Source organism: Pseudoalteromonas sp. GB56 (assembly GCF_054923835.1).
Map to the genome: position 1 here is coordinate 312,501 of NZ_JBPCHK010000001.1, position 25,013 is coordinate 337,513.

Annotated in this window: 22 protein-coding genes (1 of these 22 only partly in view); 10 read left to right on the forward strand and 12 right to left on the reverse strand. The window is 45.2% G+C overall.

Annotated elements, in window-relative coordinates; all coding sequences use genetic code 11:
* Window positions 1–994: the 5' portion of an ATP-dependent RNA helicase RhlB gene (gene rhlB, locus ACH19P_RS01485; protein ID WP_462156763.1), read on the reverse strand. 284 nt of this gene lie to the left of the window's left edge; 994 of the gene's 1,278 nt are visible here — the first part of the coding sequence; its start codon is at window positions 992–994; its stop codon lies beyond the left edge, outside the window.
* Window positions 995–1,085: 91 nt separating this feature from the next.
* Between rhlB and trxA the strand changes: the two genes are divergently transcribed.
* The 3 genes from trxA to ACH19P_RS01500 all read left to right on the forward strand — a co-directional run bounded on the left by trxA (window position 1,086) and on the right by ACH19P_RS01500 (window position 4,273).
* Window positions 1,086–1,412: a thioredoxin TrxA gene (trxA, locus tag ACH19P_RS01490; RefSeq protein ID WP_342680154.1), complete on the forward strand. Its 327-nt coding sequence runs from the start codon at window positions 1,086–1,088 to the stop codon at window positions 1,410–1,412.
* Between the two features lie 176 nt (window positions 1,413–1,588).
* A complete protein-coding gene (rho, locus tag ACH19P_RS01495; protein WP_462156764.1) occupies window positions 1,589–2,848 on the forward strand; it encodes a transcription termination factor Rho in 1,260 nt (419 codons plus the stop codon).
* 159 nt (window positions 2,849–3,007) lie between these two features.
* A complete protein-coding gene (locus tag ACH19P_RS01500) occupies window positions 3,008–4,273 on the forward strand; it encodes a methyl-accepting chemotaxis protein (RefSeq protein WP_462156765.1) in 1,266 nt (421 codons plus the stop codon).
* Here the strand turns inward: ACH19P_RS01500 and ACH19P_RS01505 are convergent.
* On the reverse strand, window positions 4,265–7,072 hold the full coding sequence (locus tag ACH19P_RS01505) for a tetratricopeptide repeat protein (RefSeq protein ID WP_462156766.1): 2,808 nt from the start codon (window positions 7,070–7,072) through the stop codon (window positions 4,265–4,267). The genes ACH19P_RS01500 and ACH19P_RS01505 overlap by 9 nt on opposite strands.
* A gap of 49 nt (window positions 7,073–7,121) precedes the next feature.
* Here ACH19P_RS01505 and ACH19P_RS01510 point away from each other — a divergent pair, with 49 nt between their 5' ends.
* Window positions 7,122–7,730 carry a DNA-J related domain-containing protein gene (locus ACH19P_RS01510; protein ID WP_462156767.1) on the forward strand — a complete coding sequence of 203 codons (609 nt, stop codon included), beginning with the start codon at window positions 7,122–7,124 and terminating at the stop codon, window positions 7,728–7,730.
* Window positions 7,731–7,838: 108 nt separating this feature from the next.
* Window positions 7,839–8,672, forward strand: coding sequence for a tetratricopeptide repeat protein (locus ACH19P_RS01515; RefSeq protein ID WP_462156768.1), 834 nt, complete (start codon window positions 7,839–7,841; stop codon window positions 8,670–8,672).
* A gap of 49 nt (window positions 8,673–8,721) precedes the next feature.
* On the opposite strand, the gene ACH19P_RS01520 is transcribed toward ACH19P_RS01515, so the two are convergent.
* Window positions 8,722–10,689, reverse strand: a complete 1,968-nt coding sequence (locus ACH19P_RS01520; protein WP_462156769.1) for an alpha/beta hydrolase family protein — start codon at window positions 10,687–10,689, stop codon at window positions 8,722–8,724.
* 38 nt (window positions 10,690–10,727) lie between these two features.
* Entirely contained in the window at window positions 10,728–11,624 is an 897-nt protein-coding gene (locus tag ACH19P_RS01525; RefSeq protein ID WP_462156770.1) for a DUF808 domain-containing protein, read from the reverse strand.
* A 92-nt stretch (window positions 11,625–11,716) separates the two neighbouring features.
* On the opposite strand from ACH19P_RS01525, the gene ACH19P_RS01530 reads away from it, so the two are divergent.
* From ACH19P_RS01530 to ACH19P_RS01545, 4 genes are all read left to right on the forward strand, one after another.
* A complete protein-coding gene (locus tag ACH19P_RS01530; protein ID WP_462156771.1) occupies window positions 11,717–12,034 on the forward strand; it encodes an MliC family protein in 318 nt (105 codons plus the stop codon).
* Between the two features lie 60 nt (window positions 12,035–12,094).
* Entirely contained in the window at window positions 12,095–13,561 is a 1,467-nt protein-coding gene (ubiD, locus tag ACH19P_RS01535; RefSeq protein WP_462156772.1) for a 4-hydroxy-3-polyprenylbenzoate decarboxylase, read from the forward strand.
* Window positions 13,562–13,699: 138 nt separating this feature from the next.
* Entirely contained in the window at window positions 13,700–14,413 is a 714-nt protein-coding gene (gene fre, locus ACH19P_RS01540; RefSeq protein WP_462156773.1) for an NAD(P)H-flavin reductase, read from the forward strand.
* Between the two features lie 140 nt (window positions 14,414–14,553).
* Window positions 14,554–14,967, forward strand: a complete 414-nt coding sequence (locus ACH19P_RS01545; RefSeq protein WP_462156774.1) for a CBS domain-containing protein — start codon at window positions 14,554–14,556, stop codon at window positions 14,965–14,967.
* Here ACH19P_RS01545 and add read toward each other — a convergent pair whose 3' ends face one another.
* From add to cyaY, 8 genes are all read right to left on the reverse strand, one after another.
* Window positions 14,968–15,975: an adenosine deaminase gene (add, locus tag ACH19P_RS01550; RefSeq protein WP_462156775.1), complete on the reverse strand. Its 1,008-nt coding sequence runs from the start codon at window positions 15,973–15,975 to the stop codon at window positions 14,968–14,970.
* A 68-nt stretch (window positions 15,976–16,043) separates the two neighbouring features.
* Window positions 16,044–18,743, reverse strand: a complete 2,700-nt coding sequence (locus ACH19P_RS01555) for an ATP-binding protein (protein WP_462156776.1) — start codon at window positions 18,741–18,743, stop codon at window positions 16,044–16,046.
* Window positions 18,744–18,755: 12 nt separating this feature from the next.
* A complete protein-coding gene (locus ACH19P_RS01560; RefSeq protein ID WP_462156777.1) occupies window positions 18,756–19,871 on the reverse strand; it encodes a heme biosynthesis HemY N-terminal domain-containing protein in 1,116 nt (371 codons plus the stop codon).
* Window position 19,872: 1 nt separating this feature from the next.
* Window positions 19,873–21,729, reverse strand: a complete 1,857-nt coding sequence (locus ACH19P_RS01565) for a uroporphyrinogen-III C-methyltransferase (protein ID WP_462156778.1) — start codon at window positions 21,727–21,729, stop codon at window positions 19,873–19,875.
* A gap of 17 nt (window positions 21,730–21,746) precedes the next feature.
* The gene (gene hemC, locus ACH19P_RS01570) at window positions 21,747–22,688 is read right to left on the reverse strand and encodes a hydroxymethylbilane synthase (RefSeq protein ID WP_462156779.1); all 942 of its coding nucleotides are present in this window, start codon (window positions 22,686–22,688) and stop codon (window positions 21,747–21,749) included.
* Between the two features lie 18 nt (window positions 22,689–22,706).
* Window positions 22,707–23,642, reverse strand: a complete 936-nt coding sequence (locus ACH19P_RS01575) for a DUF2914 domain-containing protein (RefSeq protein ID WP_462156780.1) — start codon at window positions 23,640–23,642, stop codon at window positions 22,707–22,709.
* Window positions 23,643–23,663: 21 nt separating this feature from the next.
* Window positions 23,664–24,323 carry an alpha/beta hydrolase gene (locus ACH19P_RS01580; RefSeq protein ID WP_462156781.1) on the reverse strand — a complete coding sequence of 220 codons (660 nt, stop codon included), beginning with the start codon at window positions 24,321–24,323 and terminating at the stop codon, window positions 23,664–23,666.
* The gene (cyaY, locus tag ACH19P_RS01585) at window positions 24,324–24,644 is read right to left on the reverse strand and encodes an iron donor protein CyaY (RefSeq protein ID WP_462159296.1); all 321 of its coding nucleotides are present in this window, start codon (window positions 24,642–24,644) and stop codon (window positions 24,324–24,326) included. It abuts the gene before it with no gap.
* A 146-nt stretch (window positions 24,645–24,790) separates the two neighbouring features.
* Between cyaY and lptM the strand changes: the two genes are divergently transcribed.
* Window positions 24,791–24,967 (forward strand): LPS translocon maturation chaperone LptM, encoded by a 177-nt coding sequence (gene lptM, locus ACH19P_RS01590; protein WP_462156782.1) that lies wholly within the window; start codon window positions 24,791–24,793, stop codon window positions 24,965–24,967.
* The last annotated feature ends 46 nt before the right edge of the window (window positions 24,968–25,013 follow it).

Here is a 25,013-nt window from a genome sequence, read left to right on the forward strand (position 1 = left end):
CTGGCAAATCATAGTTAAAAACATGACTCACTTCTGGAATGTGTAGACCACGAGCAGCAACGTCAGTTGCAACCAGTAAATCTAAACTGCCTTTAGCAAATTGTGCCAACGTAGACTGACGTTTCTTCTGATTCACATCACCGGTTAACAAACCAACACGGTGACCATCTGCTTGTAACCAAGCGTAGATCTGTTCACACACATGTTTGGTGTTGGCGAACACAATCGCTTTTTCCGGCCACTCTTCTTCAATAAGCGTCAGAAGCAGCTTCATTTTGTCGCTTTGTGCTGGATGAAACAGTTCTTCTTGTATACGTTTACCGGTTTTTACGTCTGGTTCAATTTGCACATGCTCAGGATTGGTCATGTGTTCAAATGCTAATTCTTGCACACGATAAGACAAGGTCGCCGAAAATAATAAGTTCAAGCGCTCGTGTGCTTCCGGCATGCGTCGATACATGTAACGGATGTCTTTAATAAAGCCGAGATCGAACATGCGGTCAGCTTCATCTAGTACCACAACTTCGATTTCATTCAGGGTGTAACAACCTTGTTTATACAGATCGATAAGACGACCCGTGGTGCCAATTAAAATATCAACACCTTTTTCTAGTTGTGCCCGTTGTTTTTCGTAATCTTCGCCACCATATACTAAACCTAGTTTAAGGTTGCAGTGCGGTGCCAAGATTTTTGCATCTTTGTGTATCTGAATCGCAAGCTCCCTCGTGGGGGCCATGATCAGGGCTCTTGGTTGCTGACCCGACGGCTTTTGACTCTGCAATAAGTGATGGCAAGTGGCGGTTAGAAACGCCAGTGTTTTGCCTGTGCCGGTTTGTGCTTGGCCCGCAATATCGCGGCCTTCAACAACATAAGGCATACACTGCGCCTGAATTGGCGTGCAGTATTCAAAGCCACTTGCTTGCAATCCGGCAACCACTTCCGGTGCTAAAGCAAAGTCTGCAAATTTTTTATCGGTTAAATGTGTCTTATTCATAGCGATAAAGCATAACGCTTAAACTTGCAATAAGAAACAAGAGTGTTTAAATACGCACTAAATAAATTCGCCAAATTTTTCGGAGAACGTGATGAGCGATAAAATTATCCAATTAACTGACGACAGCTTTGATGCTGACGTAATGCAATCTGACAAGCCTGTACTAGTCGACTTTTGGGCTGAATGGTGCGGACCTTGTAAAATGATTGCCCCAATCCTTGACGACGTAGCTGGCGAGTTTGAAGGCCGTGTAACTATCGGTAAATTGAACATTGACCAGAATGCTGGCACACCACCAAAGTTTGGTATTCGCGGCATTCCTACACTACTACTATTTAAAGATGGCCAAGTAGCTGCGACGAAAGTGGGTGCACTTTCTAAAGCGCAATTAGTTGAGTTCCTAGAGAACAACATCTAAATAGACACAATAAAAAAAGGGCTAATGCCCTTTTTTTATACATCAATTACGTTTAAAGACTGGACGATGCGCCACTGAGCTGCTAGTTTATTACCCCAACAATTCCAAGTTTATCCAAAAACCTCACTCGGAATAGTTCCATTTCGAGACGATAAATAGTTAAAGAACCCACCAATATGCATTTACGCGAACTGAAAGACAAGTCTATTAAAGAGCTTGTAAACCTAGCCGAGTCTATGGGCTTAGAAAACGTAGCCCGCCTTAGAAAACAAGACATTATCTTTGCCATCCTAAAAGCGCACGCGAAAAGCGGCGAAAATATTTTCGGTGGCGGTGTATTAGAGATCCTGCAAGATGGTTTCGGATTCTTACGAAGCTCTGAAGCTTCGTACTTAGCTGGCCCAGATGATATTTATGTATCGCCAAGCCAGATCCGTCGCTTCAGTTTGCGCACAGGTGACAGTATTGCTGGTCTAATTCGTCCACCTAAAGATGGTGAACGTTACTTCGCACTGTTAAAAGTGAACGAAGTCAACTTCGACAAGCCAGAAAACTCGCGCACTAAAATCTTGTTTGAAAACTTGACGCCACTTCATGCAAATGAACGTCTGCGCATGGAACGTGGTAATGGTAGTACGGAAGATATTACAGCTCGAGTAATTGACCTTGCAGCACCGATCGGTAAAGGTCAACGTGGTCTATTGGTTGCACCGCCTAAAGCCGGTAAAACCATGTTGTTACAAAACATCGCACAGTCTATCAGCTACAATCACCCAGATTGTGAATTAATGGTATTGCTTATCGATGAGCGTCCTGAAGAAGTAACGGAAATGCAACGCCTTGTAAAAGGTGAAGTGGTTGCATCAACGTTCGATGAGCCTGCAAGCCGTCACGTACAAGTTGCTGAAATGGTCATCGAGAAAGCAAAACGCCTCGTTGAGCACAAAAAGGACGTAATTATTCTCCTCGATTCAATTACCCGTCTAGCTCGTGCATACAACACCGTTATTCCTTCATCAGGTAAAGTACTCACTGGTGGTGTAGACGCTAACGCATTGCACAAACCAAAGCGCTTCTTCGGTGCAGCTCGTAATGTTGAGGAAGGTGGCAGCTTGACCATCATCGCAACCGCGCTTATCGACACGGGTTCGAAGATGGACGAAGTAATCTACGAAGAGTTTAAAGGTACAGGTAACATGGAACTGCACCTAAACCGTAAGATTGCAGAAAAACGTGTATTCCCAGCAATTGATTTCAACCGATCAGGTACGCGTCGTGAAGAGTTACTTACGAAAACAGATGAGCTACAAAAAATGTGGATCTTGCGTAAGATTGTGCATGACATGTCTGAAATCGATGCTATGGAGTTCTTAATCGACAAATTGGCGATGTGTAAGACCAATGACGAGTTCTTCGATTCGATGAAACGTAAGTAACAATACGTTTCGTATAAAAAGCCACTGTGTCTTTAGATTCAGTGGCTTTTTTTATTTCTGAAATATCCACACTTTCAAAGCAAATCATCTCCCAGTCTTGGAAAAGACATCAAACCTAGTCTATACCTTAATTTAGCCCCTAACTAATTGAATATAATAATGACACTTGGAAAACTTCTGGCGATTTCAGGTATATGCTGCGTGTTGCAAGTGGTGCTTGCAAGCTACTTTACCGACTCACTTTTTCACATTTTTTTGTTACTGATTCCAACGGTTTTAGTCGCAGCCGCATTTATCTACAGCCATAAAGTGGTGACAAACCAAGAACAAGAAGCAATGAACCAGTTGATTAGTAATTTGATCGACGGTGAACGTGTCAATGTGAGTTTTCGATTTGAAGAAGCCAAGCATGCTCCGAGCTACTACCTAATTTTAAACACCTGCCTAGCAACCATCGAGCACCTCATTTTAGAAATTCACGCAAGTGCCGCTCGATTAACGCCAATGGCCGATGAACTCAAAGATACTTACACTTCCGTCACCCAAAAAGCGACCATGCAGAGCGCGCATGGTGAGAGCATGGCGCAAGCATTCAATGATATGCTGGCGATCACTTCTCAAGTCAGTGAAGGTTTAGACGACATTTTTAGCTCTTTAAACTCTGCAACTAACTCAATAAAGAAAGCCAAGCTCGACGCAGATAACAGCCAACGCAGTCAAAACCAACTGTCAGAACGCATTACCAGAACCAGCGAGGAACTTGCTGAACTTCGTAAAGACAGCGACCAAATAAGTTCTGTCATTGACGTTATTAATTCTATTGCCGAGCAAACTAACTTACTGGCATTAAATGCCGCAATAGAAGCCGCTCGCGCCGGTGAAATGGGTCGAGGATTTGCAGTTGTAGCAGATGAAGTTCGCCACCTGGCAGCCCGCACAACAAAATCGACGGGAGAAGTGCGTGAGATGGTTCAGCGCATTCAACAAGGAACTTCGAGTGTAACTGAGTTAATGCAGCAAAGTATTGAACTCACTCAGAGCACCGCTGAGTTGTCTGCTCAGACAACGTCCGAAGTGGACCAAATTGAAGAGTCTATGGCCGCTATCAGCTCTAGGTCACAACAGATTCAAGGGCAACTTGGCCAGCAGCACCAAGTGTCTAACCAAGCTCAGGATTATGTGGATGCAATGCAAGAATTAAATAGCGATGCCCTATCTAGTTCACGCATACAATCTGTATCTTCCAAGGACTTATTAAACCTCGCTCATTCCATTGATGAAAAGGTGCATTTATTCGTCACATCTGAACAACACAATGACACTACCAAGCGCTACGACCCGTCGCGAAAACATATTAACTCTGAGGATAGCGGTCATCCTGAAAGTGCTGATAAGGATGATGCAAGCTCGATCGAATTATTCTGATTGAACCGCTTTAAAATCGTTCAACAACAATGCAATGTGTTCACGGTCTTCAAATTTTGCAGCGCGTTCAATATCATCGATAAGGTGTGATAAGTGTTCACTGGCAAACATTTTCGCTGCACCGGATAAGCGGTGAGCTATTCGTTTAAATTTCTCTATATCTTCGTGTTCATGAGCTTCAATTAATAGAGCAATTTCATCGGGCAAGCTCTGTTCGAAGCTGAGGCGTAAATCACTCATATCCACTTGTGATAACTCAACATCTTGATAGTCGATTTGTAGGTAGCGTTCCAGCACTTCACAAAACTGCATTTTATCGATGGGCTTGGCCAAATGTCCTGAAAAACCGGCTTGTTTATAGTGCTCAATTTCATGTGTCATGGCGTTAGCCGTCAAGGCAATTATAGGATTACTAAAACCACACTCTTTAAGTAATGCCAGCGCTCCGAGGCCATCCATCACTGGCATTTGAATATCCATCAACACGAGATCTGGATTATGTGCCAGTGCAAGTTCAACTGCTTGCTCACCATGTTCTGCACTGATCACCGTTACGCCTAAATTGCGCAGAATCCGTTCAATTAAACGTCGATTGTCAGGGTGATCTTCAGCGAGCAAGACATTGCCACTAAAGCTAGAAGCATAGTAAGGAACCAATTTATTGAACTGCTCTGATGCTAACTCAAACAGTTCACACGGCAGCATAAAGCAAAAACGACTTCCCTCGCCTAAAGTTGACGTTACACTAATCTTGCCGTCCATAATATGGGCCAGTTGTTGCGACAAGCTAAGCCCAAGCCCCGTGCCACCGAATCGACGAGTAATGGAGTTGTCACCTTGACTAAAATTGGTAAATATCGCGTCTAATTTATCGGGAGCGATACCTATTCCGGTGTCCTCAATGCAGAACATCAACCCTTTTTCGTTCTGTGACACACGTAAACTCACATGGCCTTGCTCCGTAAACTTCACAGCGTTCGAGCACAAGTTCACGAGCACTTGCTTCACACGAATATAGTCCAAGTTTGCACCTGCACGAGCTTTCAGGTCGTTAGTTATGTCAAACACAATACCCTTTTGCAGAGCGCTCGGCGAAAACATAGCATCAATATCCGCTAGCAAAGACGCAAGACTTACCGGCGTAATTGCCAGCTCTAGTTTATTCGCCTCAATTTTACTTAGGTCCAAAACATCATTGATTAATTCCCCTAGGTGCTGGCTATTGTTGTAAATAACACGCAGTTCTTTCGGTACTTCTTTTTCTGGCACATCACCTTGAATAATCGCCTCTGCTTGTCCCATGATAGAGGTCAACGGAGTACGAATTTCGTGACTAATGTTGGCTAAAAACTGGCTTTTAATTTCGTTGGCAGAACGCAGCTGGTGAGCCAGTTCTTCAAGCTCTTGCGTGCGTTGTTGCACTTTTTGTTCAAGCTCTGCACTTGCTCGACGTTCTGCAGCTCGACGATACATCAACACCCCAATAATACCACTGAGAAGAAGAAGTCCAGTCACGAGCCAAGTGAAAACATTACGCTGCTGAGCAGCCAAACGGTCTATTTTTTGCTGTTGCTTCAATGAGTCAACTTGTTGCTGTAGTTGATTATTATTGTACTTGGCATAGAAATCATTTAAGCGACTTGATACCGCCTTATTAAGTTCTTCATCACGCTCGCGCTCATACTTTGAATATAACTCAACTGCCCGCTCATTTTCTCCTTGCGCGGCTGCCAATAGAAGCTCGATGAGATACGTTTGCTGAGGGAGTAATTCAGCCTTTGCTTGCTCGGAATCGGCTTCTTTTGCCAACATATATGCACGTTGCAGTGCGTTCTCGGCCGCCTGATAGTCCCCTTGCGCAAACAACACTTTGGCTTTAATTTCATGAGCCGTAACGCGCCCCCGTTGATATTCTATTTGCTCACTGTGAGTACTTGCTTGCTCAAGTAATTCTAACGCTTGCTCATACTTGCCACTCATAAAGTACAGGTTTGCCAAATTCATGGTGGTGTGATTTAAACTCATCGTGTCATTGGTCTGAGAAAGTAGCTTCAGCGCGTGATTGTAAGCCTGAGCCGCTTCTTCAGTACGACCTAGGTTCCGATAAATCACCCCCAAATTTGAGTGCATTTGCGCGAGGCCCGTCACATCACCCAAACGCTCAAAAGTCTCGGAAACATTGTTATACAGTTCTAACGCAGCTTCATAGCGGTCGCTTTCGATGTAAATGGCTGCAATATTGTGATTGATATCCGCTCTGTCTTGATCGGTTCCATGGAGTGCATAGAGCGCCTTAGCCATTTCATAATTTTCAATTGCTTTTTCAAATCGCTCTGCACGCGAATATGCCAAACCAATATTGTTGAACAAATGCGCTTGTTGCAGTGGCTCTTCAGCCTGCTCAAAAAGGTGGAGTGCGCGCTCATAACTTTCAACCGCACTGATATAGTAACCACGATAGTAGGTCGCTACACCTTGCATTTTCGCGTATTTGGCTTGTTTTGAAATGAGCTTAAGATCAGCAGCTAACTGCTCAGCTTTTAAGAAGTGACGAATTGCTTTTTGGTATTCATTACGCGCGAAATACTGTTCAGCTATAAACTCGATGACGGACAACTGTTGGGGTTGGGGAAGACTTCCTTGCTGGATTGCTAATGCACTTTCTAATCGCTTCTCCTCGGGCTCTGCAAGGATTTTGGCTAAAGCATCATCGTGGTTGAAAGCGTGACAAGGTAAAAAAGCCGCTGTGATTACAAGACTTACAACTATTAAAAAATACGGCTTCCTTTGCGACATCATTTAAATCCACGTTGTCTTTTCAATTAATGTATATCAGCTACACTTTGACATGATGATGACCATACCGACTAACAATACCCACGCTAACCCATTAGCAAATGACATACTGCCTTTACTGTTGGACAGTAAAGTATGGAAAGTCCATGAATTAGCAGCACGCCTTATTGAGCTCAATGCTTTGCCTTCATTATGTTCAGGCGAACTAAGTGAACTTGCGCAACGAAATTTCCTTATCATGAATGCGCTGTTTCAACTACAAGAAGACTTTCTAACTGATGGTTGTTATTTATCCATATCTAGCTTGCATATTCAACTGATTTACGACTATTCACCTAGTTTTCCCCGTTGTGATGATGCGCTAAAAAGCTATTATCTTAATTGGCAGAATTATAACCTCTCAAATGATGAAGTAGCGCAATTACTTTCGCAATTCACGTCCCTGTTCAAAAATAAAAAACTCACACAGGACCAATTAGAGGCGCTGAATCTGCGCTGGCAACTCGAGGCGCCTATACACATTTCTAACGTCAAAAAGCGCTGGCGAGTACTTGCAAATCAGTACCATCCGGATAAAAGCGCTGGTGACCACACTGTCTTTAACGACATTCACACCGAATACCAACGCTTACTGAGCCATTGTCGTAGCCTGGAAGTGTAAACACTGCTCTATCTAAAAGCATTCAGAAACAAACGCTTACAAATGTCTTTTGCCAGCATTAGTCACCTTTTATAAAGTGGCTTTAAGCGCTTCGTATAGGGACATATCATGGCAATTCACTTACCAGGTTCAACTCGTGAGAGCGATCAGCGAAATTACTCGCTACTTAGCTTAGGTCCCATTCCTTTGATTCCGTTGGGCTTACCCAATCAAGGAGTGAAAAGCTGGTTTCTATGGGCCAGTATTCACAGCCTTGCGATTTGGTTCACACTTATAGGCGGACTCTATCTCTACCACCAGCACCTCGAACAACAAGAACTGCAATTGGCAATACTTACAGAACCACAGGTTTATGACGTCTTTTTGATAGACCAAGCGAAGTTGAACAAAGCACTTAACGAACCACAGCGCCTCGGCTATAAGGTGTTCCAAGTGAGTAAAGTCGACAACGACATAATTGCCCTCAAAGTAGGAACAGTGAATTACAAGCGCAAAGGCGCAGTGATGAAAGCAATTAGCATGGACAATTTAATGTACCAAAGTTACTTTGCAAATAAGCCGCTAACCTTGCCACGCACAGCGCTAGCAAAGTACTTTAGCACTGGTGCTATCTATGCAATTCATCGCCCAAATAACATCTACATCCAAGGCGGTATAGTGCGACCTCTACCTAAACCAAAGCCTATTTACACCAGAACCATTCCCAACAAGGCCAATCAGCGCGGCATTGAGTTGTACCAACAAGGTGCATTTGAAGAGGCTATGGCAGCTTTTCAGGAAGGCGCGGACCAAGGAGATAGCTGGGCCCAATACAACCTAGGCGATATGTATCTAGCAGGCCAAGGCGCCACAGCAAATCAAAAGCAAGCGTGTTTTTGGTTTAACCAAGCAGCCCAACAAGGTCACGACAAAGCACTCGTAGCGCTAGAACAGTGTGATTGATGTCACGCTGCAGGATAAAAAAGCCCAGCATCTGCTGGGCTTTGTTTATTTACAACATGAGGTGTTGGTCTAAAAATGCCATCACCTGCTTATAATATTGCAGTCGGTGTGCTTCGTTATAGAATCCATGTCCCTCATCCTCGAGTAAAACATATTGATAAGGGTGTTCAGCTTTTTTCATTGCTTCTATTAAGGATTCAGCTTGCTCAATTGGCGCTCGCTCATCTTCGCCACCATGAACAATCAGCACAGGGGCTTTGAGCTTATCTATATTGTAGCTCGGTGAGAATGCTTTAAGCTGAGACTCATCCTCGCCCAATACCTTTCTCAGATAACCTTGACCACTGGCGCGTTCAGATATATCACCTTCTTCAAACATTAAAGGTAAGTCGTATACACCAACAACCCCTACAGCACATTTGAATAGATCAGGTTCAATAATGGCACTTTGTAGCGCAGAGTAAGCACCAAAACTCGCTCCCATGATGCACATGTTGTCTTTGTTAACCCAACCTTGAGCAACGACATAATTTACACCATCAATAATGTCGTGCTGAATATCACTTCCCCACTTTCTATAGCCAGCACGTTCGAAATTACCACCAAAGCCGCCTGAGCCACGGAAATTAACTTGTAATACGGCTATTCCACGGCTAGCAAGAAGTTGAACATCCGGATCAAACCCCCACCAATCCCTCGGACCATGAGGACCACCATGTGGCAACACAACTAAGGGCAAATCTTTTAAATTTTTACCATGAGGAACCGTAAAATAACCATACAAATCCAAGCCATCGCGCGCTTTGAATTCAATAGGGGTCGTTTCTGCCATTTGCTCAACATCTACCCACGAACGAGAAGAGAACAAAAAGGATAGGTTGTTCGTGTCAGCTTTGTAGAGATAATAACTGCTAGGATGGCGGTCACTTCCAGCCCACACGACACTCATACTGCCATCTTTTGTACTACTTACAATGCGTACTTGGTGTCCTGGGATAGCCTTTAGCATTCCTTTCAAGCGTTTACTCATCGGAGCCTGCGCATCGACAAATGCATACGTTGGATACTGCGCTTCATATTCGATGGCAAATACCGATTTATGCACATCGTCTACCCATATCTTGCTGGGCGATACGTTGTCTTCACTGTATACCAACTGGTATTCTTTTGTGTCTAGATTGAGCTTGTAAAGCCCTGCAGGTTCGCCATTAGTAGACGCACTGGCATAGACAATGTCACCCTTTAGATTGAATCCGTGAAGACGAATATCAGACAAGTTCATTTCGTCTGACTTTAACTCCTGCCATTCATCAAGCTCTAGGTTTCGGATATGCACTTTTTGGTAACTCGAACTGTCAGTGGATACCGACACTCGAACTTCGCCTTGCTCATCAGTCAGAAATTGTGCCATGCGCGAAGGTGAGCGCAGAATTTGCTTGCGCGTACCACGGTGCACATCGACCTCGTATACGATCGTATGAGGTTCATTTGACGAGGTCCAAGGGTAAGTCACGATGAGCATTTTATCTTCATCATTGTGAAGAGGATCGAGCACATATGAAGTACCATAAAGTGGTGTTGCTTTCTTGGTTCGACTACCTAGTTGTTGCTCTCCTTGATAACCAACAAGGTATTTCCCTCTCGAACCATCTACATTTACACCAAATAACTCTCCGTGATACTGAGGATGCTCCTGCCAGCCTCGAAGGTATTCTTTGCTAAGTACAACACGTTCGTTGTTAACCCAGTGATATTCACCAACCTGAGCATTCCCTGGAAAGCGAACACCATGATGCATCTTAAATTCTTTTGTATCGAGGATAATTAAGACGTCTTTACCTTCTTGCTTCGTCATCACCCCTAAATAGTCGCCATTGGGCGATAACTTAATTGAATGGTATTTAACATCACGAGAAAATGTATCGATGGGTATGAGATTTTCCTTTGCGTCCTTCGCGTCTTGGCCATGCGCAAAGCTGGCCATTGCTCCTAGTAGCAGGCCGACTAAGATTTTCATTGGTACTCTCCTTGAGTTTTTGTATAACGCTTTAATACTTATTGTTTTTTTATACGCTTCACCAAGCCCATTAACAATACAGTAACAAAACCAGATACTAACCCAACTACACCATTTGCGGCAATCCCAATCAATCCTTCCAGCCAAGAACTGTATTGCGCAGCTGTTTCTCCCCAATGTGCGACAAGGTGATGTAGGGGCTCAATACCGTGAACAATAATACCTCCGCCTACCAAGAACATTGCCGCAGTGCCGACAATCGCCAATACTTTCATTAGCCAAGGTGCCAATACCAGCAGAAATCTGCCTAACGCTCTGCTAATCGCGCTTTTCGTTGCTACACCTCGTTGCAACAAATACAAGCCGGCATCATCCAACTTAACAATACCCGCCACCAAGCCATACACACCCACTGTCATCACGACAGCGATAACAGATAGAACTAGCACTTGATTAATAAAACTCGCGGCTGCAACGGTGCCTAATGAGATAACGATAATCTCCGCCGAGAGAATAAAGTCAGTACGAATTGCGCCTTTAATCTTTTCCTTCTCAGCTTCAGGAGTGAGCGGTTCATTCACTGCGGGTTGTTCGGCTTGATGCTCTTTTCCATGGACGAGCTTCTCTGCACCCTCGAAACACAAAAATAGACCGCCCAACATAAGTAATGGAGTGATCAACCAAGGAATAAAGGCGCTAATGAGTAAAGCTGCAGGTACCAATATCGCCTTATTAAGCATCGAGCCTTTAGCTACCGCCCACACAACGGGTAATTCTCTGTCAGCATTAACACCTGAAACCTGTTGTGCATTTAACGCGAGGTCATCACCTAGTACACCCGCCGTCTTCTTTGTAGCGACCTTACTCATTGTCGCAATGTCGTCGAGTAATGCCGTGATGTCATCCAGTAAAGTCAGTAAGCTCGCACCAGCCATCGATTATTCCTTCGTTGTAAGTTTGTAATTCTCCCACTGTTGTTAACCTAATACGCTACACTAATCTTGTCCATTAATACGGAGCAATGAACATGGTCACCAAGCGCATAATCGCGTTAACAGTGATAATCCCGTTGTTTTCCTTGTTTGGTTGTGACGAGCAAGTTACTGAGAGCGCGCAAAACAACCCTGCAATGTTTTTTCGGTGCAATACAGGAGCGGTTTTCACGGTAAAGTTTGCTGACAATAGCGCAGATATTAAGATTGATAGCGACACTTACACGCTTGAAGGTGAGCACTCAGCCTCGGGTGCAAAATACACTCACGAAAGCATGAGTTTTTGGAGTAAAGGCAACGACGCTATATTAATGATCAATGATGAAACTTGGCATTGCCACCGCAGTGATTGATCGCTTTTGCGTCACCATCAAGTATAATGCTGCAAACACTTTAGGCTTATTAGGGGCGTAATGAAATATAAAGACCTGAGAGACTTTATCGCGTTACTTGAAGAACGTGGTGAACTCAAGCGGATCAGCCAGCCAATCAGTACTCACCTTGAAATGACAGAAATTGCCGACCGCACCTTGCGTGCAAAAGGTCCGGCGCTGTTGTTTGAGAACCCAATAGGTTTTGATATTCCAGTACTCGCTAACTTGTTTGGCACACCTGAGCGTGTTGCACTTGGCATGGGCCAAGAAAATGTCGAGGCATTGCGTGAAGTCGGTAAACTACTGGCATTCTTAAAAGAGCCTGAGCCGCCAAAAGGTTTAAAAGAGGCGCTAGGGCAAATTCCTGTGTTTAAACAGGTACTCAATATGCCAGCCAAGGAAGTTAAAAAAGCACCTTGTCAGCAAGTTGTGCTCAGTGGTGACGACGTGGATTTAACTAAACTCCCTATCCAACATTGTTGGCCAGGCGATGCGGCTCCACTTATCACATGGGGCCTCACGGTCACTAAAGGCCCTTATAAAAAGCGTCAAAATTTAGGTATTTATCGTCAGCAACTACTTGGTAAGAATAAAATTATTATGCGTTGGCTGTCGCATCGCGGCGGCGCACTGGACTTCCAAGAATGGTGTAAAGAAAACCCCGGTGAACCGTATCCAGTTTCCGTTGCCCTTGGTGCAGATCCTGCGACCATTCTTGGCGCTGTCACCCCCGTACCTGATACCCTGAGCGAATATGCATTTGCCGGTCTATTACGTGGCAGCAAAACTGAAGTGGTTAAGTCTATTTCCAATGACTTGCAAGTGCCTGCTAGCGCAGAAATTGTCCTTGAAGGGTATATTGCTCAAGACGAGCGTGCACCCGAAGGTCCATATGGCGATCATACCGGTTACTACAACGAAGTTGATGACTTTCCTGTGATGACAGTCACGCATGTGACTCACCGTGAAAATCCAATTTATCACAGCACCTATACAGGTCGTCCGCCAGATGAACCGGCTATATTGGGTGTGGCATTGAACGAAGTCTTCGTGCCTATTTTGCAAAAGCAGTTCCCTGAGATTGTCGACTTCTATTTGCCACCCGAGGGCTGTTCATACCGCATGGCTGTGGTAACCATGAAGAAGCAATATGCCGGTCACGCCAAACGCGTAATGATGGGCGTATGGTCTTTCCTACGCCAGTTTATGTACACCAAATTTGTGATTGTATGTGACGATGACGTCAATGCTCGCGATTGGAATGATGTGATCTGGGCCATCACAACCCGTATGGACCCTGCTCGAGACACAACTTTAATTGAGAACACCCCCATCGATTACCTCGACTTCGCATCTCCTGTATCTGGACTAGGTTCAAAGATGGGAATGGACGCAACGAATAAATGGCCAGGTGAAACAGATAGAGAATGGGGCGAGCCCATTGTCATGGATGATGCCATTAAGCAACGCGTTGATGAAATTTGGGATTCGTTGGGTATCAACTAACAACTCAGTGCATCAGGACTCGCACCTATTGCGAGTCACTTCGATGAATATCACCTCACTTTGATGAAAATTACTACAGTGAGGCAATGGCGCTAGTCATGATAAACTAGCCTACAAGAGTAAGAAGTAAGGTTTAAAATGCAAACATTACAAGCGGACGTGCTAAGTATTTCGCCACTGACAGAATTTGTTTACAAGGTGATTTTAACACCCAACGAGCCTGCACAATTTGAAGCGGGCCACTATTGCCAGTTGGTGCTTGGCGAAAAAGACAAACGCGCATTTTCCATTGCCAGCCGTCCAAGTCAGACACATGAAATTGAACTACATATTGGTGCTTCTGGTGCTGATTCTTATGCAATGCAAGCCTTGGATCATCTCAAAGAACACCATGCTAACGGCACTCAAGCAACGCTTGAAGTCGGCTTAGGTGTATCACAACTACGTCTCGAATGCGCGCGTCCAATCATTTTATTAGCCGGTGGTACAGGCTTCAGTTATGTAAAATCGATGGCTGACCACCTAGCCGAAGTTGGTTGCGATCGTCCCGTGTTTTTCTATTGGGGTGTGAAACATGAAGATGCCTTGTACGCCAAAGAAGAAATGCAAGCTTGGGCTGCAAGTAACCCACACTTCACCTTCATACCTGTCGTTGAACAGCCGCAGGGCGAGTGGCGAGGCCACACAGGGCTAGTTCACCAAGCAGTCATGAAAGACATTGTTTCGCTAGAGCCATACTCAATTTACATGGCGGGTCGCTTTGACATGATTGGCGCTGTGCGCGATGACTTCATTGACCATGGCGCGCAACGCGAACATATGTATGCGGATGCATTTGCCTTTATTAAGTAACGGCTGTTATTAATACACAGAACGAGAAAAGAGGCAGTGCCTCTTTTCTGTTTTTCAGAATACAACGATAGTTTTAATTCATTTTTTGAATCAAAAAAGACGCCCTACACTACTCCTAACAACACAATAGGAGTGTGACCATGTTCAACCTACACGTTTCAGATATTTTCAGTCGCAGCTTTTTATCAATCAGTCCTGACTTAGAGCTCACCGACGCCATTGAACAACTCATTAAACACAAAGTGATCGGCGCCCCAGTAGTGGATGATTCCGGCGTTTTGATTGGGTATTTATCAGAGCAAGATTGTTTACACCCTTTGACGACTAACAGCTATTTTTGTGACGGGCGCATTCAAGTAAAGGATGTGATGAGCACAGAAGTACTCACGTGTGGTTTGCAAGATTCACTGCTGGACATCGCAGCAAGAATGCAAAGAAGGCACCAGCCGAAGCGTTATCCTGTCATCGAGCAGGGAAAAATCGTTGGCATGGTTGAGCGCTCGCAAGTACTGCAAGCACTCTCGCAAAGTTATCGACGTTGCAGCGCGGCCTAATTAAGCCACGCGCGCAGCCGCTTTGGCTTTTAATGCGGCTTTATCACCATCACTAAGATAGGCAATGGCTAGCGCATTAGCTTGCGCCTGCTCTATATCTTCTTTGCTCAAACCAGCTTGGTATGCCGCTTGTTGGTATTCGTTGTCTAGCTCAATGCCCTGCACCGCTGGGTCGTCAGTATTAATCGACGCGAGAATGCCGTGGTCGAGAAATTTCTTTAGTGGGTGCGCTGTAATGTCTGCAACTGTGCTAGTTAGGATATTACTGGTAAGGCAAGACTCGATTCCGATACGATTGTCGCGCAAGTAGTCCATCAGCTTCGCATCATGCATCGCATTCACACCGTGCCCGATGCGGTCCGCACCTAATTGCTGGATGGCTTGCCAAATACTGCTTGAATCTTGTGCTTCTCCAGCATGAACCGTGGCACGTAAATCCGCTTTGTGCACTTGCTTATAATGCTCTACAAACAATTCGCCTGGGAAGCCGAGTTCATTCCCTGCCAAGTCCACTGCCACCATGTGTTCTTTGAACGCCAGAATAGCATCGAGCTCCTGTTGGCATTTTTCTTGGCCAAAAGTGCGCGACATGATACCGATCAGATTCACATGAATATCATGCTCTTTCACTGCGCTGTGAATACCATCAACCACAGCCTCAACCACACCTTGTGGATGTAAATTGTGATTCATAGCCATGTAATAAGGGCTAAAACGCAATTCTGTATAATCAATACCTTGTGCAACAGCATCTTCAACATTTTCTATGGTAATTCGGCGGCATGCATCATAATCACCCAGTACTTTTACACCCCAATCCAGCTTTTCTAGGAAGGCCATCAGATCTGGAGCTATCTCCACTACTTGTACATGCGGACGCAGTGATTCGATATCTGAGCCTGGGAGTGCAATGTTAAACTGCTGGCCTAGCTCGAGTATGGTGTTGGCGCGAACATTACCATCTAAGTGGCGGTGTAAGTCGAGTAAAGGTAGCTGAAGATTGATCATGATGACCCCCAAGTGTTAGATAAAATTGCGCGGATCATACGCACTTGTGCAATAAATTCAAGACAAGGCTACGAGATTTGCTGGTCTTTTTTATCTGTTTTTGAAACAGCGTCTGCGTCACCTCGGTTGTGTGGTATTTGGCGCGCGATACTCGCAAAGAGCATATTTGCTTCTATGGGCTTCACCACATAGTCGTTCATGCCATAATGTTCTGCGAGCTTCAGATCACGCTCTTGGGCATTTGCTGATAAGCCAATTATAGGCAAGTCCGTGAGCAATAGCTCATTGCGAATTACTTTTGTCGCTTCCAAACCATCCATATTGGGCATTTGTATATCCATTAACACAATGTCGTACTGCTTATGGCTCACCATCTCTATTGCTTCAATCCCATCGTTCGCGATATCCGGAGACGCCCCTTTACCTACTAGCATGGCTTTAGCGACTTGTTGATTTAATGCGTTATCTTCGACAAGTAAAATAGAAACTCCGCTTAAATCAATTTCACTCGATACCTGAGCATCTTTGGGCGTGATGTCGCTGCGCATTGGCAAGGTGCTGCGCTTGGGTAGAAAGACTCTAAAACAAGAACCTAAACCCTCTTCGCTTTCAAGCTCGATGCGCCCACCCATTAGGGTTACCAGCTTTTGGCAAATACTTAACCCCAGGCCTGTGCCACCAAATCGGCGTGACGTTGAGCCATCAGCCTGTGCAAACGGTTTGAATAACTGCTTTTGAATATCCTTACGAATCCCCATGCCTGTATCAGTAACACTGAAACACAATGAATCGTTGGCATCAGCTACTTTGAGGCGTATTGCTCCATGCTGTGTAAATTTAACAGCGTTGTTCAAGAGGTTTAGCAGCACTTGTTTTAAGCGAATGGCATCTGTGTTGAAGGTTGGTGCAACGTCAGGGGCGATGTCGCAATTGACCAACAAACTTTTATTGCTCGCCTCAACACTGATCAGCTGCTTTATTTCCGCACATAACTCTTCGATCACAATGGGCTCTTGGTGCAGCTCGAGCTTACCGGCTTCCATTTTAGAGAAATCGAGCAAATCATTAAGCACACGCAATAGCACACTCAATGCGTTGTCAGCCTGACCAATGTATTGCTTCGCTGTCTGCCAATCATTTTGTTGTAGCGCTAAATAGTGCAGCCCTTTAATGCCATTGATAGGCGTGCGAATTTCGTGACTCATATTGGCAAGAAACTGAGATTTTGCACTGTTAGCTGTATCAGCCTTGGCTTTCTCTTCTCGTAATACTTTGGTTTGCTTGGCAACTTGGTCACGAACACGAATGTTACTACCTGTGATAGCAATCAAAAAGGTAATCAACAACCAAACAAAAAGCATCCCTACAACTTGTGCATACCAATATCCCGTCCATGCTGGACGAGCGCCTTGGCGATAAATATTTAAACGCCACTTTCTTGGTCCCATCTCAAATTCATGGGATTTAACTAATGCTTCACGTTGTGGTAGCGCAATAATTGCTTGCTCTGATGCAGTGTTTAAATCCACCAGCTCAACACCAATACCGTCAAATGATAACGTTGCTAATGCGGACTGCTTTAGTAAGGGTAAACTAATAACCGCTGCAACATAGCCATCAACCTCTGCGCCTCCTGTAGGCACCCTAGCCAAAACCAAAAAACCCAAATCACCTTGCGGACTACTCTCAAGCTGAAACGCAGGAGTAACAAACAAGGCACCATCATAGTCTTGTAAAGATGAAAAATAGGGTTCGGCGCTAATGTCTAAACCGTAAACGGTACGCAACCCCTGTGAAAAGAGACCGAAATAAACGGGAAATTGAAATGGCCTAGGCTCTACATCATATCGAGAAAAAACCTTAAATTGCTCAATCCCCTCATCGCGGGCCAATAATTCAAGTTCGCCAATGCCGTTTGGAGCCACTTTAGGCATCCAGACGAGTGCATTTATCTCTGGGTTATATGCCATCTGCTTTGCGGTAAAGCCATCAAATTCATTACGCTGAACTTGCTCACTGTGAGTCATAAACGATGCGAGAATTTGCGTATTGGCACGTAAGCGAGTGAGCACTTCATCAAATTGGTCGATCACAACTTGCGCTTGCGACGAATACACTTCGTTACGCTCTTCGAATTTAGAATTAGCGAACAAGTAAAAAGTAATGCTAATTACTACATAAATCACCAAAGACGGGACGATAACCTGCATGCGATGGCGAGCAACTGTAAAGTTAAAACCTGCTAATAACAAAGGGGTGAAAATCATCACACCGATACTGTCGCCTATCCACCAAGTAACGAAGTTTTCTAACCGCCCTGATGGTGGAATGATGTTATTGAGTACCAGCATTTCAGTGCCAGTCAGCGCGGCAATAACACAAATACCAGGGCCGGCAATAATAATACTAATAATGGTGAGTTTTAGATCGGACAGGTCTAGTGGCATTTTCAGGGCTCGGGTTATGACCCAGTACCCCAAATATGCTTGCAATGTCGATGCAGTAGAAACGACAACAGCCTGCACGGCAACTTGCCAATGTAAGATACCGGCAATATTGTCTAGATGCGCAGTGTTGGTAATTAACGCGCCTAACATCACGCCGAAAACTGCTCGTTTCCCAGCTATTAGCAATGCTGCCAATGCGATACCCGAGGGGGGCCAAGACGCTACAGCATAACCTTCAATGGAAAGTAACGCGTTACTGAAAAAACCGGTAATGAAGTAACCTATAGCAACAATAAAGGTTAAGTTGAATAGATTCTTCATTACCCTTCCTGATTAATGGCTATGGTCGAGAACGAGCAACGCTTTTTCAGCTTGCCTTGTCGCACGATAGCTAAGCATCGCACGCGTTGGATGAGGCAAACGTTGTTGCTGAGCCAACACTTTGTCAAATATACGTGAAGCGAGCTCATGTTCGCCCTGACTTTGTGCCAAATAAGCTAAACACAGCAGCATTTCAGGTTCATCGGGCTGCTTTTTCAACTCACTTTGTAATGCCTTTTGCATCTCTTCGACATTGCCGTACTCAATTTCACTTAAAATCGTGAGTAACTGTGAGTATTCAGAACGTTTAAGCAACTTCTTCAACTCATCTTGCACTGAAGCAATTTCACCTGCGCGCACCATTGCACGTAGATAATGGGTATGCCCTCCTGTGCGAATCTGTTTCGGGAGCTCGCTATCTCGCTTGCGCAAAGTATCAACAGAATCACTATCGAAATAGACGCGCAATGCCCAGTCCCACTCGTTTTCATCCAAGCTTTGCGCCTTAACCAAACGAGGCGCCAACTTTGCGAACTCATGATATTTATGCAGCTTTAACAATACTTGTGCATAGAGTTTGAGCTGATGAGGCGACGCCTTTTTACTTGCACATTGATCTCTCAAAGTGGCAAGGATTTCCGCTTCACTGTGTGCCGTAAGCCATAGGTTTACCGGCTCACTGCGGTTTTTATCCGACAATTCGTCTAACAAGTTTAGTGCAAAATCTTTCTCGCCTTGATGTAGACGCGCTTTTGCTTGCATCGCCAGCGAAAAGTCTCGCCACTTATCATCGACTTTGCCTTTGGTTAAGGTGTGTTGTAACTGCTGCATATCGTCATTGATCAACGCCCACATAGCTTGCTCCAACACAGCTTGCTTACGCTCTTTACTGCGCGCGAAAAAACCATGGCGTACGTTGCGATAGCTATTAAAGGCATAACGCACAATGCAAAACAGCAGATAACCGAAGAACAGAGTAAACAATGTAAGGATGGTGAAACTAACAATACTTCCTTCTACAGTCCAATCACCAAACGCAATAAGTACATACCCTTTCTCATCAACAAGCCAAGGGGCAATGGCGGCCACCAACGCTATGAGAATGAAGACAACAAGGAGTCTTGCCATATTAAGACTCCTCTAACGCGGTGACAGTTGCTAAAGAAATGGGCTGATTAGGCGTGAGCTGCTTTAACTGTAATTGCTTCAGCTGACTGAGAAACTGTGCGGTTTGCGTATCAGATAAATCGTAATAACGGGTGATAAGATCCGAGGCACTTTGCAGTGCCTGTTGATATAAATCAACATATTGATGCGTTGCTGCAAACCCAGCTTGATCGATATTGAAATGAATCCGTTGTCTAATCAGTCGTTGTTGCTCATTATCCAGTAGAGGTTCAATAGCAGCATCACGCTTGCGCACCTTGATAAAGTCATCGACCAGCTGATCCCATGTACGCCCTAAATTAGCGCGCCAATCCGACACATCAGCCGACAAAGCATTGTCTGCTGCGGGCTCAACGTCGTCTGGAAGGTCGACCATGTTGAAGCTCAATTTATCTACTTGATTACCTAAACCATGGAGTGTCAGCACGATTGCTTCAACATCAGCCACTTCAATACTCGCTAATGTTTGCAAGTCGCTGTGAATAGCTCGGCGAAGCACCGCGTTACCTGCATAGCTTGCCAATAGAGCATCAAGGCGCTGCAGTACGGAGGCTGCGCCCGCATAGTTATTTTCAGACCAAATTTTAAAGTCAGCCAATGAAACAAGTCGGCGCACTTCATTCATATCCAGTGGTGGCTGAGTGTTGTCCTTTGATGCAGCAATACTTTGCTCAACGTGCGCTATCATCGAACGCTGATTGGCACTTAACTGGCGAGTGATTTCGTCATTAAATTGCTGCTGCCATTGCTGGCTTTTTTGCTGCTGTTGCTGTTGCGATGCTCTTAGTGTTGCAAGCTGCTCTTTCAACGTTTGATTTGCACTTTGTAGTTGTTGCAGTTGCGCCATTGCTGCGCTTTCTTGCTGCGCAGAATTTTGATCTTGAAGATATTGTTGCCAGTACAAATAGCTGGTTCCTGCACCCGCTCCCAATGCTACTAACAACGCCAGTAAACCCACCTTGCTGATTTTCTGAGGTGCTTTTATTTGTTTAGCGCTCGCGTGTGTTGTTGCCGCTGGCTTATCGACTTCATTTTCAGAGTCGTTTACTGATACGTTTGCCTGCTCTGGCTGTTCACTCATACTGGTTTCCTGCTCACAGTTAATGCTTGCGGCGATCGCCTCATTACTGGCCCCCGCAGCGACGGTGATGTTTTCCCTATCGACACCCAAACTTTCAAGGTGTTCGCGCGTTCTATCACTGACAATATAGAAGTGCCGCGATTTAAGCCACTCTAATAATTGATTATTTTGACTGTTAAAGATGGCGTCAATGCCACTGTTGCTGGTCACCACCAAGCCGTCAACTTCAGCAGCGTGCCATTCACTCAGCCATTGCTCACTGTCAGGCAAAAGCGCAACGCGCTCGTACACTGCGACAGCATTCACAAAGGCGCCGCGCTCCTTGAGTGTTTTAGCTATGACAGTCCGGCCTCCGCGGCCTTTGACTAACACCACATTTTTGCTGTCCACATTTTGCAATTGTGACAGCGCAACAAGCCCTTCTGAATCCTGTTGTCTAGGGGTAATCGCGTTGATATTGAATAGAGATTTGAGGGTGTGAGCTGTGGTGTCGCCCACAGCAAAACATTGAATGGTGTTAGACAGTTTTGGCAACTGTTGGTGCAGCCCATGGACTGCATCCTGCGAAACAAACACAGCAATGTCCGCTTCATTTAGCGTCGCCAATTGTTGTTCTGGTGTGGCAAGGTAATCAATGCGCAGAACTGGGCACAAGCTTGCCTTGTACCCTTGCCGTTCAAGCCTTGCTACTATCTCTTCACCTTTGCCCTGTGGCCGAGTAACAACAATATGCGCCATGGCTGTCTTCCGTTATATTATTTAATTTCGCCGTAAACTTTGGCCAAAATTTCGTCTGCACCTTGGCTCAACAAGTCCTCTGCTAATGCCACTCCCAATTGCTGGGCCTGCGCGATAGGCGCGGAGCTCTCAGCTCGAAGGATTTGTTGACCATCTAAAGAGCCCACAAGTCCACGAAGATACACTTGCTCATTTTCAACTATCGCATATGCACCAATCGGCACCTGACAGCCACCTTGCAAACGGCGATTCATTGCTCGCTCAGCGTCCACACGAATTCTCGTCTCGTTATGCTCCAATGGCGCAAGTAATGCTTTGACCACGTCGTCATCACTGCGACACTCAATACCCACTGCACCTTGGCCATTCGCCGGCAGTGACTCTTCAGCGCTAATAAAACTACGAATACGATCATTCATTTCTAGGCGAATTAATCCTGCTGCAGCGAGTATAATAGCGTCATATTGACCGTCATCTAACTTGGCCAAACGAGTGTTCACATTGCCGCGCAAGTCACGAATATCTAAATCGGGACGGCGTGCCTTCAATTGACACTGACGACGTAAACTTGATGTTCCAACTACCGCGCCAGCTGGCAGACTGTCGATATCTTGATACTGATTCGAGACAAACGCATCACGTGGGTCTTCACGCTCGCAAATGGTGTGCAATTCTAGTCCTTCTGGGAAATCAACCGGCACATCTTTCATTGAGTGCACAGCGATATCCGCACGTCCTTCAAGCATGGCTTGTTCTAGTTCTTTTACGAATAGTCCTTTCCCGCCCACTTTAGCCAATGGCGTATCAAGAATAATGTCACCCTTGGTTGTCATGGTCACTAATTCGACTTCCACATGTGGGTGAAAACGCTCAAGTTCCGCCTTTACAAACTCGGCTTGCCATAAAGCTAAAGCACTTTTACGGGTGGCAATACGTACCCGCTGGGTTGCAGTTGTCATGTAATTCCTACTTCTGTATTAAGGCTTGGCAATGAGACGGAATTCTCGCGTTGCCAACAATTTATTATTACTGTCTCTTAATTCAACACGCCATAGACCTGCTTGACTCGGCATAATGTTTTTTGACGAAAACGTGCGATAACGGGCGGTATACACACCCAGCTCTACATTCGCTAGCGCTTGGCCTTCATAGTACCAAATATGGTGAACTTTTTGCCCCTGCAATCCACGTAATTCTGTAAAGAATACCAACTGACTATCAAAGTCACCCATTGAGATTTCACGACCCAGCGAGCTCACTGGTTCACGGTCTTCGACATGGGTCGTCAGCACTGCTCGGCTTACTTTATCTGTGTCAATTTTGCTGCCTTGAGCAAGGTTCGCCACCTTGGCTTCTTGATCAAATTCACTGCTGTTGTCAGTCAGTGATTCTTCATCAACGACCATGCCGTCTTGTTGTTGCGAATCTGCGACCTTTAAAGAAGTCACAACTGTTGGTTCTTCCGTTACGTCAAGTAACGCTGATTCACCTTCAACTTCGGTTTCGGTTGCGGTGTCTGCAACAATTGCTTCAGCATCTGAAACTGTCGACTCCTGAGCAGCAATAACTGGCTCGATAACCTCTTCGTTTGTTTGGCTGTGCAGTGCTAACACTGTACCCTTATCACTTGGCAGCGGGTGCTCAACGCTTGTGGCTGCTATTTCTGATGCATCATGTGTTACTTGAGCATCTAGGCTAGTTGGTTTTTCTATGTTTACAACACCTTGTGCGGTGCTTGCTTGTTCGGCGATAGCAGGAGTACTCGTTACATACCAAAGCCCACTTGAGGCCACTAGAGCAACGCCTGCCACCATACTAATACGTCGCCAATGCCACTGATAGACAACATCCTTGCGAGCGATGCGCTGTGTTTTGTTCTTCATATTGGCGGTGATCACGATCTTTTGTCCCATGCGCTTGTTCCTAAATCTCTATTAACTTAGACGCTCAATAAGCCATTGTCGAATGGCGATGAGTTCTTGATCGCACACCTGATGCGCCATCGAGTAACTTTGCCAAGACACATTCATGCCCACATTAAGCAAACATTGGTAGGCTTGCTTGCCCGCATCTAACGGTACTACGTTATCGAAGTCGCCATGCGCCATAAAAATCGTTAAATCAGTGTGTTTCGCTTCTTCTGCCAGTCGCTCGGGTTGCGACATGTAGGTTGAAAGCGCCATCACGCCAGCTAATTTATGTTGATACCGCGGAGCAAGATGCAATGCGATTACGCCACCTTGCGAAAAACCAGCCAACACAATTTTATCAGCCGGAATACCGGATGCTAGCTGCTCATCAATCAAGGCACTGATTCGTTCAGAGGATTGTTGCACACCTTGGGCGTCGGCGCGTTTATCTAGATCAAGTGATTTGATGTCATACCACGCGCGCATTTCCATGCCGCCGTTGATAGTGACAGCTTGAACAGGCGCATGTGGGAATAAAAACTTCACGCCTAATTCGTCAGGAAGCGCTAAATGAGGAGCAACAGGAGCAAACCCTTCACCAGAATCACCTAAACCATGCAACCATATAACTGTTGCTTTGTGCTCCGTACTACCTTGATAGGTTACACCGTCGAACTGGGTCACTTAATCATGCTCCCAGCGGACTTCTTCACCTGCCTGCTTCGTTGCTGCGTCACACATAAACTGCCAAAACTCTGCACCCGAACGATTATCAATCCATTGGTCACCGCGCAGCTCAAAATGATGACCATTAAACTTAGTCGCCACCCATACTTGGTGTAGCGGCGCTTGTTTATTAATAACTATTTTGGAGCGATCCGCGAAGATGATTTCTAGAATGCCTGACGCTGACTCGTAATCTAGGTCGGCTTCAAGGTCGTCAATCTGTTCTTCAATGGTTAACATCAAAGCGTCAGCCAACTGATGATACTGGGTGTCTGTCAGGGTGGTTTCACTCATTTTGGCTTGTGCTCCTAAGGCTGGCCGTGGCGTTATACGGGAAATAATTCAACTGCAACGACTACATTTTCGGTATTTTCTGTTACTCTGCGATTATAAAACGAGTCATATTAATTATCTATCGAATCGCTATGTATAACAGTAACCGATTGCGTCTTATTCTTGCGGCCACCAGCTTAACGCTTCTGAGTGCATGTGGTCAAAGTGGCCCTCTGTATCTTCCAGAAGATGCACCACAAAACCAGCCTGTTGAAGATGATCAAGGTCAGAATGAACAGCAAAATCAAGATACGCAGCAAGCACAATAATAAGCATAGTGTTGATTGCCTTTTGCAGGCATAGTAGTGGCATAGA